The sequence below is a fragment of the Tepidibacter sp. genome, from assembly GCF_025210165.1.
Lineage (GTDB): Bacteria > Bacillota > Clostridia > Peptostreptococcales > Peptostreptococcaceae > Tepidibacter_A.
In genome coordinates, this window is sequence record NZ_JAOASI010000041.1 from 1 (window position 1) to 12,278 (window position 12,278).

Annotated in this window: 14 protein-coding genes and 1 rRNA gene; 13 read left to right on the forward strand and 2 right to left on the reverse strand. The window is 28.6% G+C overall.

The features are described from left to right. Positions 1-4 precede the first annotated feature (4 nt). The 3 genes from rrf (at position 5) to N4A48_RS07310 (ending at position 1,573) form a co-directional block, all read left to right on the forward strand. Positions 5-121, forward strand: a 5S ribosomal RNA gene (gene rrf / locus N4A48_RS07300). A gap of 366 nt (positions 122-487) precedes the next feature. Continuing rightward, positions 488-982, forward strand: a complete 495-nt coding sequence (locus tag N4A48_RS07305; RefSeq protein WP_293665212.1) for a hypothetical protein — start codon at positions 488-490, stop codon at positions 980-982. Between the two features lie 222 nt (positions 983-1,204). Next, positions 1,205-1,573 carry an MmcQ/YjbR family DNA-binding protein gene (locus N4A48_RS07310; protein ID WP_293665213.1) on the forward strand — a complete coding sequence of 123 codons (369 nt, stop codon included), beginning with the start codon at positions 1,205-1,207 and terminating at the stop codon, positions 1,571-1,573. Positions 1,574-1,678: 105 nt separating this feature from the next. Here N4A48_RS07310 and N4A48_RS07315 read toward each other — a convergent pair whose 3' ends face one another. After that, positions 1,679-2,056 (reverse strand): hypothetical protein, encoded by a 378-nt coding sequence (locus tag N4A48_RS07315; protein WP_293665214.1) that lies wholly within the window; start codon positions 2,054-2,056, stop codon positions 1,679-1,681. 413 nt (positions 2,057-2,469) lie between these two features. Between N4A48_RS07315 and N4A48_RS07320 the strand changes: the two genes are divergently transcribed. The 10 genes from N4A48_RS07320 to N4A48_RS07365 all read left to right on the forward strand — a co-directional run bounded on the left by N4A48_RS07320 (position 2,470) and on the right by N4A48_RS07365 (position 11,936). Next, positions 2,470-2,910 (forward strand): ACT domain-containing protein, encoded by a 441-nt coding sequence (locus N4A48_RS07320; RefSeq protein WP_293665215.1) that lies wholly within the window; start codon positions 2,470-2,472, stop codon positions 2,908-2,910. Between the two features lie 29 nt (positions 2,911-2,939). Then, the gene (locus N4A48_RS07325; protein WP_293665217.1) at positions 2,940-4,112 is read left to right on the forward strand and encodes an ABC transporter substrate-binding protein; all 1,173 of its coding nucleotides are present in this window, start codon (positions 2,940-2,942) and stop codon (positions 4,110-4,112) included. Positions 4,113-4,191: 79 nt separating this feature from the next. Next, positions 4,192-5,085, forward strand: a complete 894-nt coding sequence (locus tag N4A48_RS07330) for a branched-chain amino acid ABC transporter permease (RefSeq protein ID WP_293665218.1) — start codon at positions 4,192-4,194, stop codon at positions 5,083-5,085. A 3-nt stretch (positions 5,086-5,088) separates the two neighbouring features. Beyond that, positions 5,089-6,132, forward strand: a complete 1,044-nt coding sequence (locus tag N4A48_RS07335) for a branched-chain amino acid ABC transporter permease (RefSeq protein WP_293665219.1) — start codon at positions 5,089-5,091, stop codon at positions 6,130-6,132. Further along, positions 6,132-6,899: an ABC transporter ATP-binding protein gene (locus tag N4A48_RS07340; RefSeq protein WP_293665220.1), complete on the forward strand. Its 768-nt coding sequence runs from the start codon at positions 6,132-6,134 to the stop codon at positions 6,897-6,899. Before N4A48_RS07335 ends, N4A48_RS07340 begins: the two co-directional genes overlap by 1 nt. Next, entirely contained in the window at positions 6,900-7,610 is a 711-nt protein-coding gene (locus tag N4A48_RS07345) for an ABC transporter ATP-binding protein (RefSeq protein ID WP_293665221.1), read from the forward strand. 64 nt (positions 7,611-7,674) lie between these two features. Further along, positions 7,675-8,199, forward strand: coding sequence for a transcription repressor NadR (locus tag N4A48_RS07350; RefSeq protein WP_293665222.1), 525 nt, complete (start codon positions 7,675-7,677; stop codon positions 8,197-8,199). A gap of 75 nt (positions 8,200-8,274) precedes the next feature. Next, complete coding sequence (gene nadA / locus N4A48_RS07355) at positions 8,275-9,186, forward strand: quinolinate synthase NadA (RefSeq protein ID WP_293665223.1); 912 nt, start codon at positions 8,275-8,277, stop codon at positions 9,184-9,186. A gap of 78 nt (positions 9,187-9,264) precedes the next feature. Beyond that, positions 9,265-10,263: a PTS transporter subunit IIC gene (locus tag N4A48_RS07360; protein ID WP_293665224.1), complete on the forward strand. Its 999-nt coding sequence runs from the start codon at positions 9,265-9,267 to the stop codon at positions 10,261-10,263. Between the two features lie 446 nt (positions 10,264-10,709). Continuing rightward, positions 10,710-11,936 (forward strand): EAL and HDOD domain-containing protein, encoded by a 1,227-nt coding sequence (locus N4A48_RS07365; protein WP_293665225.1) that lies wholly within the window; start codon positions 10,710-10,712, stop codon positions 11,934-11,936. 241 nt (positions 11,937-12,177) lie between these two features. Here N4A48_RS07365 and N4A48_RS07370 read toward each other — a convergent pair. Then, the coding region (locus N4A48_RS07370) for an IS3 family transposase (protein WP_293664828.1) at positions 12,178-12,278 on the reverse strand (101 nt) is incomplete at its 5' end.

Consider the following 12,278-nt stretch of genomic DNA (forward strand, 5'->3'; position numbering starts at 1 on the left):
ATTATGTGGTTATTATAGCAAGGAGGATACACCTGTTCCCATTCCGAACACAGAAGTTAAGCTCCTTAGCGCCGATGGTACTTGGGGGGCAGCCCCCTGGGAGAGTAGGACGTAGCCACGTAATCTTTTTTTATATCTTTTTCTAATATTTGTATAGTGGTTAATCGAAAATGGTGGTTATTAAAATACCGTGAATGTCTTAAATATTTCGATAGAACTAAGCATTATACCTTATTAAATATACTAAAACTTCTTAAACTCGCTTAGGCTCAGACATAAGAAGTTTTTTAACGTATATTTAATAAGGTATAATACAAGTTCTATATACGAAATATTTAAATCATTCCCTAACATTTTAATGACCACCATTTTGTATCTATTCTAATTGTAGTAACAAAAAATATTAAATAATAAATATATTTGAATGAATTTAAATCTACATATATAATGAATCAATACTAAAAGAAAGGATTTAAAGTAAATGAATATGAAAAAAAGTATTTACGTAGTTATTTTTATGATAGTATTAATCTCATCTATTAATTATAGTGGCATGAGCGATAAAAATATTATTAAATACAAAAACATAATATATCATAGAAGTATAAATGATGTAATTAAATATAATAAAGAAGTAGAAAAAATTATAAATTTAAAAGAAAATAATAAAAATTATATCTATAGATGGATAGAAAGTACTTATGAGATAAAAAATAATAAAAATAAGAAAGTAGAACATAAAATAAATATGAAAGTTCTAGCAAAAATATATATCAAAGATTCAGTTGCAAACATAATTGATGTATATGATACTACATTAAAATATGAAATATATTCAAACAAAAAATATAAATGCAATAGTACTATAAGTTTTACAAAGGTATCAGATAATAGAGATGCAGTTGTATTTATATTAGGCGCATATTTAAAAAAAGATGATTATTCAAAAAGAATAACTTTAAATAGAACAGAGTATATATAAGCTATCCTAAAATAAATATATATAATATTATATATTGCAATATAACTGAATTCCTTTCTAATCTTCTCTAATCTTCTACTGTTAAATTACTATAGAGTTCACTAGTTTATCATGAAATGTTTAGATATATCGAGTATAATCATAGTATACATAATGATATAATAATGCATAATTTCAAAATATTAGGGTATAATTTAGTGATTAGACTTGGAGGCGCTTTATATGAAATATGAATGGATTGACAAATATTGTATGTCTAAAGCAGGAGTAGAAAAAGATTTCAAGATAGAATGGGATGCAATAAGATACCTCGTAGGACGTAAAATGTTTGCTATGCAAGGAGAGGATAAAGATAAAAAAACAATTATTACATTGAAATGTGAACCATCATTTGGGCAATTTTTACGAGAACAATATCAACATATTGTTGCTGGATATTATATGAATAAACAACACTGGAACTCAGTATATTTAGACGGTGATGTTCCTGATGATATTTTAAAACAAATGATAGATATGTCATATCAATTGGTATTAAATTCTTTAAGTAAGAAAATACAAAAAAAGATTATTGTCTCACAATATTCTTAAATTATAAAGCAAGCATTTTAAAAGCAAGTTTATCTCTCTAAGTGAACTTGCTTTTAGTAATATAGCAAATCTACTTTAAAATAGTATTCTTTCATACATATTCAATTAATCAAATTGCCTTGCCTTCATTATAACTTTCATATTTGAACCGTCAGAAGTATTTGTAATCATTGTCCATTTTCCTGATTTTCCTTTCTTAACTTTGAACAAGAAGTGTTTCCCAGGTTTAAGGGTACCCTTAGCACGTACACTTTTATTACCATGAACAATTTTGTAATTTATTTCTTGATAACCGTTATTTTCAAAATACATGTTTAATGTATTTCCGTAGTTATCATTAGTCCAAAAAGGTTGACTACATTGATTACCATTAGTAGTAACATTAACAAATGTTGTTGCTTTTCGTGATTCTTGACTAAAATCATATGGTGTAGTTAATAAAGCACCTAATAGTAATGCTGTACAAATTTTATTCAATTTCATAATAAATCATCCTTTAATTAAAAATTTTCCATAAACATAATAACATATAATTATAAAATATGGGAATTATACCTATTATAAAAATTACCAAAATTAAGTGGCTTTACTTAGAATTTGTTAATCAAAATTAAAAATACCGTTAAATTATTAGATTCTAAATAGAAATTTAAGATTAAAAAGGTATAAATTAAAGATTTTAAAATAAACATTTTTTTATAGTCTAAACTTTAGTAAAATGAATATGTATAAGAATAATCTCCCCCTAGAGATACTAAAATTCTGACTACATAAAAAATAAATAATATAAAAAATTAAAACTATATTATTGAACTTAAAAAAAATGTATGATAGTATTTAACAATATCAAATACGAAATACACTTGTTCGTGAAGCGTAGACAAGGAGGATTGGATTTGACGAAAAAAATATTTTACCTAATAGATGAAGAAGTTGTACCAGATGTATACAGAAAAGTTATAGAGGTAAAGAAGATATTAAGCTCTGGTAAGGTTAATCAGGTAACAGAGGCTGTCAAAATAGTAGGGATAAGCAGAGGGGCATTCTATAAATATAAAGATTATGTGTTTTTAAGTAGTAATGACCAGCTTGGAAATATAGTTACCTTCTCTGTGTTTTTAGATCATACTAAAGGTGTTTTATCAGGAATGCTTAATAGATTAGCCGATTTTGGATGTAATGTAATTACAATAAATCAAAATATACCTATAAATGATGTAGCAAGCTTAACTTTAACTGTAGATACTAAAGATATGAATACATCAATAGATGATGTTATAGAGAGAGTTAAGGATATAAAGGGCGTATGTAGTTTACAGGTATTAGCAAGACAGTAAGGAATTATAAAAGAGGGGGAGATTAAAAAATGAAAAGAATTCATTTATCATTAATTTTAGTAGTATCAATAATATCGTCATTATTTCTTGCAGGTTGTTCAGTTAAAAAATCAGAAGAAGAAGTACAAAATGTAGATGAGAATGTAATAAGAATAGGCGTATTCGAACCTATGACAGGAGCTTCAGCAGCTGGAGGAGAAATGACTGTTGAAGGTATTAAGCTTGCCAATGAAATGTTTGGTGAGGTTTTAGGAAAGAAAGTAGAACTTGTAATAGTGGATAATAAAAGTGACAAGGTAGAATCTGCAAATGCTGCATCAAGACTTATCGAAAAGAATAAGGTTAGTGCAATTATAGGGAGTTATGGAAGTTCATTATCTATGGCTGCTGGGGATCTAGTTAAAAGTGCAAAGGTTCCAGCTGTTGGATGCTCACCTACTAATCCACTTGTTACACTAAACAACGATTATTATTTCAGAGTATGCTTTATAGATCCATTCCAAGGAACAGTTATGGCAAACTATGCTTTTAATGAGTTAAAAGCAAAAAAGGCTGCTATAATTCAAGATGTTACTCAAGATTATTCTGTTGGACTTAGTAAATACTTTGTTGATTCATTTAAAGAGCTTACAGGAGATGAAAATAGTATAGTGGGAATGACGTCTTATAATACAGGAGATCAAGATTTTACAGCACAACTTACAAATATTAAGCAAACTAATCCAGACGTTATATTTGCACCAGGTAACTACGGAGAAAGTGCTCTTTTAATAAAGCAAGCTAGAAGTCTTGGAATTGATGTACCTATACTTGGAGGAGATACTTGGGAAGCACCTGAGTTTATAGATATAGGAAAAGAAGCAGTTGAGGGTGCAGTATTTAGTACCCACTTTACATCAGAAGCTGCAGTAACAGATTTATCTAAAAAGTTTATGGATGCATATAAGGAGAAATATAATAAAGAGCCTAATACTTTTGCAGCACTTGGCTTTGATGATTACTTAGTTATACTAGATAGTATAAAAAGAGCTGATTCATCTGATCCACAAAAAATAAGAGATGCAATAGCTCAAACTAAGAACTTTGAAGGAGCAACAGGATATATAACTCTTGATAAAAATGGAGATGCAGTTAAGAGTGCTATAATCAAAAAAGTTAAAGATGGCAAATTTAATTATTTAGATACAATTGAGCCTAAATAATTGAAAGTTAAGGTCCTATAATCGCTTATGTGATTATAGGATTTTAAATTAATAGGAAATTATATGAGGGGGAAAATATATGAATCTTGAAATATTTATTCAACATCTATTTAATGGCATTTCCCTTGGGAGTTTATATGCATTAATAGCTATAGGATATACAATGGTTTATGGAATATTAAGACTTATAAATTTTGCACATGGAGATATATTTATGATAGGAATATATACAGCTTTTTACGGAATGGTATTTACACCATTACCTTGGTGGCTGGTATTCATTTTTGCTATATTACTTACTGGACTATTTGGAGTAGTTTTAGAAAAGGCTGTATATAAGCCTTTAAGAAAATCACCTAGAATATCTATACTAATATCAGCAATAGGTGCATCATTCTTACTTGAGAACTTAGCTATAGTAGTTTTTGGTGGAAGACCAAAGGCATTTGAAATACCTGATATGTTCAGTAAAGTATTTTATTTTGGAAATATTTCTGTAGTTAGCTTAACTTTTTATATACCTATAATAACTATAATTATATTATTAGCACTTTTATATTTTATAAATAAAACTAAAACAGGTATGGCTATGAGAGCGGTATCAAAAGATTATGAAGCGGCAAGTCTTATGGGGATAGATGTTAACAAGATAATATCTATAACATTTTTTATAGGATCATCTCTAGCTTGTACTGGAGGACTTATGTGGGGTTTAAAGTTTCCGCAGATAACACCACTAGTTGGTATTATGCCAGGGCTTAAATGTTTTATAGCAGCTGTTGTAGGAGGAATCGGAAATATAACAGGAGCTGTTATGGGTGGATTTATATTAGGTCTAGGAGAGATTATGCTAGTAGCATTATTACCAGCTCTTACGGGATATAGAGATGCTTTTGCATTTATATTATTAATAGTAATACTTTTGATTAAGCCTACAGGAATAATGGGCAAAAATCTAACAGAGAAGGTGTAAATTATGAAAAAAAATTATATGTACAATATAGGATTATTAGCTTTGTTTATAATTTTTCTGTTCATATCTAACAATTCATTTAACTCTTATCAAATAAGAATACTTAATTTATGCGCTATATATATAATATTAGGTCTTAGTATGAATTTAATAAATGGATTTACTGGATTATTTTCGTTAGGTCATGCTGGATTTATGGCGATAGGGGCTTATACTTGCGCAATACTTACAATGTCTCCTGCTATGAAAGAAATGAATTTCTTTTTAAAACCTATAGTTCCAATACTTGCTAATATACAGATAGGATTTTTACCAGCTCTTATAATATCAGGAATAGTATCAGCTTTATTTGCTTTTTTAATAGGAGCACCTGTTCTTAGGTTAAAGGATGATTACTTAGCTATAGCAACTCTAGGCTTTGCTGAGATAATAAGGGTTATATTCACTAACACTCAAAGTATAACTAATGGTGCATTAGGACTTAAAGGAATACCTGTATATACTAACATTTGGTGGAGTTGGGGATCTGCAATTATAAGCATTATATTTATGATTTTTTTAATAAAAGGAAGCTATGGTAAGGCATTTAAAGCCATAAGAGAAGATGAAATAGCAGCTGAAAATATGGGAATAGATTTATTTAAACACAAAATGTTATCATTTGGAACAGGGGCTTTCTTTGCAGGAATAGGAGGAGCTCTTTTAGGAAACTTACTTGGAACTATTGATCCTAATATGTTTAGATTCTTACTTACATTTAATATACTTTTAATAGTTGTGCTAGGAGGCATGGGGAGCATAACAGGAACGTGTATATCCGCAATATTAGTTACAGTATTAATGGAAGTATTGAGATTCTTAGATGAAACTATAGATTTAGGATTTATACAAATCGAAGGAATTCAGGGACTTAGAATGGTTGTATTTTCAGCTACTTTAATGATTGTAATAATATTTTATCAAAATGGACTTATGGGAAATAAAGAATTTACATGGGATATTCTTAATAAGAAAAAAGCAGCCTATAATGCAAAGGATGTGAAGTAATGGAGATTCTAAAGCTTTGTGATGTAACTATGAAATTTGGAGGATTAACAGCTGTTAATAGTCTAAATATGCATTTGAATAAAGGTGAAATAATAGGGCTTATCGGTCCAAATGGAGCTGGAAAAACTACAGTATTTAATATGATAACAGGAGTATATACTTCTACAAGTGGAAACATATATTTTGGAAACTCTAATAAAAGCATAATAAATAAAAAACCGAGCAATATTGCTAACTTAGGAGTAGCTAGGACATTTCAAAATATAAGGTTATTTAAAGAGTTATCTGTTATAGATAATGTATTTATAGGAGGACATTTAAATATTAAAAGTAATATAATATCATCAGTATTTAGAACTAAAAAATATAAGAAAGAAGAAAAAGAATTATATGATAAGTCAGTAAAGCTCTTAGAAGCAGTTGGACTTAAAGATCTTATGAATGAAAAAGCATCGTCCTTATCATATGGAAATCAAAGAAGACTAGAGATTGCAAGGGCACTTAATACTGATCCTGACATCTTATTATTAGATGAACCAGCAGCAGGTATGAATCCTAAGGAATCACTAGAGCTTATGGAATTTATAAGAAGTATCAGAGATAAATTTGGGATAACTATACTGATGATAGAACACCATATGCAGGTTGTAATGGGAATCTGTGAAAGAATATATGTACTGGATTATGGTCAAAAAATAGCACAGGGAATACCAAGTGAAATACAAAATAACGAAAAAGTAATTGAAGCTTACTTGGGGGTGGGATAGATGCTCAACATAAAAGGTTTAGATGTAAATTATGGTGGAATTCATGCTTTAAGAGATATAAATATAGAAGTTTCAAAAAATAAAATAGTAACTTTAATAGGAGCAAATGGAGCTGGAAAAAGTTCAACTCTAAGAAGTATAATGGGAATAGTTAAATCAAGTGGAGTTATAGAATATAATGGGAAAAATATTAAAAATTTAAAAACTCAAAATATAGTTAAAGAAGGACTGGTTTTAGTTCCAGAAGGAAGAAGAGTATTTCAGGATCTAACAGTTGAAGAAAATCTTATATTAGGCGCTTACACTAGAAAAGATAAAAAAGAAATAAATAAAGATCTTAACTGGATATATGAACTATTTCCGCGTCTCAAAGAAAGAATAGACCAAAGAGCTGGAACAATGTCTGGAGGAGAACAACAGATGTTAGCTGTAGGAAGAGCTCTTATGAGTAGACCAAAACTTCTTATGATGGATGAACCCTCTCTAGGTTTAGCTCCTTTAATAGTAAAAAATTTATTCAATATAATAAAAGATATTAATAAGATGGGGGTTACAATTCTTTTAATAGAACAGAATGCAAAAGCAGCACTTGAAATAGCTGATTATGGTTATGTTATTGAAACTGGAAAGGTTGTTCTTAAAGGAAGAGGAAGTGATCTTTGTGAAAATGATGATATAAAGAAAGCTTACTTAGGAGAAGAAGCTATATAAAGAAGCCAAAATTGGCTTCTTTTTTTTGATTTTATAATATATAATCTAATAAAGAGGTGGTTCAATGGATACATTAAAAAGAAGGGAAGTTGTAGAAAAAATATTAAAGGAAAATTCACATCCAATAAAAGGAGCTAAACTTGCAGATGATTTAAATGTAAGTAGGCAGGTTATAGTTCAGGATATAGCAATACTTAGAGCTAAGGGTATTAATATAATAGCAACCCCGCAAGGATATATAATTCCAAATATGATAAAAGAAGATTTAATAAAGGTTATAATGTCTAAACATCATAGTGATATAAATGAAATAAAAGAGGAATTAGAGATTATAGTTGATATGGGAGCTAAGGTTGTAGATGTAATAGTTGAACATCCTGTATATGGAGAACTAAGAGGTGTTATAAATATATCTTCAAGAAGGGAGTTAAATGAATTTATACAAAAAATTGAAAAAGAAGATTCAAAGCTGATGTCTAGCTTAACTAATGGAATACATTACCACACTATACAGGTCAAAAACGAAGATGTATATCAAAGTATAATTGAAGAATTAGATAAGAAAGGATATCTAATGACAAATAAGTAAAGGGATATATTTTTTTGTTATAAGTGACAAGACAGAAGGATATACACATATAATATAAAGTTAGGAGAAGATACGATGAATGATAAGAATATGATAGATGAGATAATAAAAATAAAAGAGGAAAAAAATATAAAAATACTTGCACATAACTATCAAAATTATGAAATTCAACAGATTGCAGATTATGTAGGAGATTATTTAGAACTGATTGAAGTTAGCAAAAACGTTGACTGTAAAACTATAATTTCATGTGGAGTTAGAAGTTTAGCCCAAACATTAAAAACTGTATCTAATAAAAATATAGTTATGCCAGTTTCTGAAGCTGTATGTCCTATGAATAAAAAGATAAATATTGAAGAATTAACAAACTTTAAGAATATGCATCCTCAGTTTACTATAGTATCAAGTATTAATTCACAAGTTGAGTTAAAAGCTATATCAGATATATGCGTACCTACATCAAAGGCAGTAGATATAATAGAAAAACTAGATAGTGAAAATATATTATTTGCTTCTGATATGAATCTAGGTAATTATATATCCAAAAAGGTTGAAAATAAAAATGTAATATCATGGACAAGCTATTGCACTATACACGATAGAGTTACTAAAGAAGAAATAATAAATATGAGAGAAAAACACCCTGATAGACCTATAATAGTTCATACTCAATGTAGAGAAGATGTTATAGAGCTTGCTGATTATGCGGGTTCTACATCTCAAATAATAGAGTATGTTAAAAGTTTAAAAGATAAAAAGGTAATAATAGGAACAGAAACGGGAATACTTCATGTATTAAGACGATTAAATCCAGACAAAAAGTTTGAATTATTATCGCCAACCCTTATATGTATGAATATGAAAAAAACATCATTAGAGGATGTTTACAAATGCATAGCTAAAGAAGATGGAGAAGTTATAGAAATAGATGAAAATATAAGGTTAAAGGCACTAAATAGCATAGATAATATGATGAAATACTTATAAAAAAATTCATGTTATACACAAAACAAAAAATGATATAGTTTCCTTAAACATAAAAAATATATATAAAGGAGAAATTGTATGAGAGAATATTTAACTAAAACATTAAATGGTATGGCCTTAGGTCTTTTTAGTTCACTTATAATAGGACTTATATTAAAGCAAATAGGGGATATTTCAGGTCTTGATAATATAGTTTTATTTGGAAAGATAGCTCAGTATATGATGGGACCTGCTATTGGAGCAGGTGTTGCTTATTCTATAGGAGCTCCTCCACTTGTAATATTTGCATCACTAATAACTGGAGCTATAGGAGCTGGAAGTGTTAATATAGTAGATGGAGTAGCTGCTCTTAGAATAGGAGACCCTGTTGGGGCTTTTATAGCAGCTTTAATAGCTGCAGAGGTAGGTAGATTAATATCTGGAAAGACTAGTATAGATATAGTTTTAATACCAGCTATAGTTATTATAATTGGTGGTTTTGTTGGAGTATTTATAGCTCCTATATTATCTACTATGATGAGAGCTATAGGAAGCTTTATAAACAGAGCAACAGAGTTAAAGCCAATACCTATGGGAATAGTAATATCTGTAACTATGGGTATAATACTAACACTTCCAATAAGTTCAGCAGCCTTGTCTATTGCACTGGGTCTTAATGGATTAGCAGCAGGAGCAGCTCTTGTTGGGTGTTGTTGTCAGATGATAGGATTTGCAGTTATATCTTACAGAGAAAATAAGATCGGGGGACTTATATCTCAAGGTCTTGGAACATCTATGCTACAAGTCCCAAATCTTATAAAGAATCCTCTAATATGGATACCCCCTATAATATCAAGTGCTATACTAGGTCCTTTGGCTACAACTGTGTTTCACATGAAAACTAATAGCATAGGAGCTGGTATGGGAACTAGTGGGCTTGTTGGTCAAATATCAACTATAGCCGTTATGGGAAAATCAGCAATGCCAAGTATAATAATTCTTCACTTTGTACTTCCTGCTATCATTACTCTTGCTATATCTGAGATTATGAGAAAGAAAGAGTATATAAAGGATGGAGATATGAAGCTGAGAAATTAAGTTTTATTTCATGCTCTTTTATGGATTGAAATCTATAAAGGAGCATGAAGTATGAGTTAAAAAAACAGAAAATTCAAATAATATATTGAAATTTATGATTTTTCTGATATAATAATATTAACAAACAAATAAATGAAAATTCACAGAAGGGGTGAATCTACCAAAGAATGGAGAGTTTACATAATGGATCAACATAAAAAAGTTAGTTCTTAAAAATAAATTTAAGGATTAGCTTTTTTATGTTGAGGAACTAAATTATTAAATACAGTGCACCCTTGCAATTAAATAATTTATATAATAAAGTATCTATAAATAAAGTCTCATTTTGTTTTTTTATTAACTCAAATATATAGCAAATAGAGACTTTTTTTAATATAAGATAATTATATTAATTATGGGTATAATTAATATAGATATAGAAATATAAGATAGAAGTGGAGGTAAATATGGATATATACATTGCACGACAACCTATTTTTGACAATAAATACAATGTAATTGCATATGAGCTATTATATAGAAATAATGAGGGGAATTTTTTTAATGGTAATATTTCTGATAATGTTGCAACTTCTATATTACTTATAAATAGTTATTTTAATTTTGGTATTAAAACTTTAGTAGGAGAATATAAAGTTTTTATTAACTTTGATAGCCATCTGATAAAATCAGATATAGCACAGCTACTGAATAAGGATAAAGTAGTAATAGAAATTTTAGAAAGTGTAAAACCTGATAAAAAATTATTGAATAAAATAAGAAAACTTAATGAACTAGGATATACAATAGCAGTAGATGATTATACAACGGATTATAAATATAATGAAATTACGAATTTATGTAATATTGTTAAAGTTGATTTTATGGAAAATACTAGAGAGGGTATAGAATCACTTGTAAAAGAATTAAAAAGATCAGGAAAAATATTACTAGCTGAAAAAGTAGAAACTAAGGAAGAATTTGAGTGGGCAAAATTTATTGGATTTGATTATTACCAAGGGTTTTATTTTTCAAGACCTTCACTTAGGAAAGGAAAAGCATTACCAGAGAATGCTGTTCAATATGTAAGACTTATGAATGAGTTAAATACACCTGAACCAAAGTTTAGAGTATTATCAGATATAATAGGTCTTGATATATCGTTAACTTATAAACTTTTAAAACTAGTAAATTCAAATCCTAGATTACAAAATGAGATAACGTCAATACAACAAGCTATAGCAATACTTGGTGTAAATGAACTCACAAGATGGCTATCACTAGCAATGGTTCAGGATATATCCAAACAAGAAACGCATGAAGCTGTAAGGTATGCTATGATAAGATCAAATCTTTTAAAGGAGATTGCACTTCATTCTAATCTTAAAAATTCAGTAGAAGAGTTATCTTTATTAGGTACACTTTCAATAGTAGATACTGTACTTGAAATAAGTATGGATGAGGCATTAAAATCAATACCAATTTCTAAAGAAATGAAGGACACGTTGTTAGATAAAAATACAATGTATAGTGATGCAATGAAATTGTGTTTTGCTTATGAACGTGGAGTGTTTAATGATATACATAAATCAGCATGTAATATAAATTATGATGTCAAGCTTCTTTCGGGTCATTATATTGATTCGGTTAAATGGGCTGATGAGATGTTTGAGGAAATAAAAAATAATTTTTAAATAGATATATGTAATTAATCCAAAATAAAGGATATTAAAATACCGCTCGTGTATTAAATATTTTTAATAAAACTAATTATTACATCTTATTGAATAGCCTAAAAGTTCTAAACTCTCTAACGGTCAGACAACGAACTTTCTTAACGGATATTCAAACGCTGTAATAAAAGTTTTATACAAAAATATTTAAATCACTTGCTAATATAATCTGTACCCTTTGTAAAGGACAATTTAAAAAAGACTATGCTACATTAAGAAGATGATTTCTGTATTGGACAGGAGTCATCTTCTTTAATCCCCACTGATATCTATAGTTATTATAATAAGTCATGTATTGTTTAA

Bases quoted from the DNA above. Each gene is read 5' to 3' on its own strand.
- N4A48_RS07305 (WP_293665212.1), top strand. From the start codon at position 488: ATGAAAAAAAGTATTTACGTAGTTATTTTTATGATAGTATTAATCTCA.
- N4A48_RS07310 (WP_293665213.1), top strand. From the start codon at position 1,205: ATGAAATATGAATGGATTGACAAATATTGTATGTCTAAAGCAGGAGTA.
- N4A48_RS07315 (WP_293665214.1), bottom strand. From the start codon at position 2,056: ATGAAATTGAATAAAATTTGTACAGCATTACTATTAGGTGCTTTATTA.
- N4A48_RS07325 (WP_293665217.1), top strand. From the start codon at position 2,940: ATGAAAAGAATTCATTTATCATTAATTTTAGTAGTATCAATAATATCG.
- N4A48_RS07330 (WP_293665218.1), top strand. From the start codon at position 4,192: ATGAATCTTGAAATATTTATTCAACATCTATTTAATGGCATTTCCCTT.
- N4A48_RS07335 (WP_293665219.1), top strand. From the start codon at position 5,089: ATGAAAAAAAATTATATGTACAATATAGGATTATTAGCTTTGTTTATA.
- N4A48_RS07340 (WP_293665220.1), top strand. From the start codon at position 6,132: ATGGAGATTCTAAAGCTTTGTGATGTAACTATGAAATTTGGAGGATTA.
- N4A48_RS07345 (WP_293665221.1), top strand. From the start codon at position 6,900: ATGCTCAACATAAAAGGTTTAGATGTAAATTATGGTGGAATTCATGCT.
- N4A48_RS07350 (WP_293665222.1), top strand. From the start codon at position 7,675: ATGGATACATTAAAAAGAAGGGAAGTTGTAGAAAAAATATTAAAGGAA.
- nadA (WP_293665223.1), top strand. From the start codon at position 8,275: ATGAATGATAAGAATATGATAGATGAGATAATAAAAATAAAAGAGGAA.
- N4A48_RS07360 (WP_293665224.1), top strand. From the start codon at position 9,265: ATGAGAGAATATTTAACTAAAACATTAAATGGTATGGCCTTAGGTCTT.
- N4A48_RS07365 (WP_293665225.1), top strand. From the start codon at position 10,710: ATGGATATATACATTGCACGACAACCTATTTTTGACAATAAATACAAT.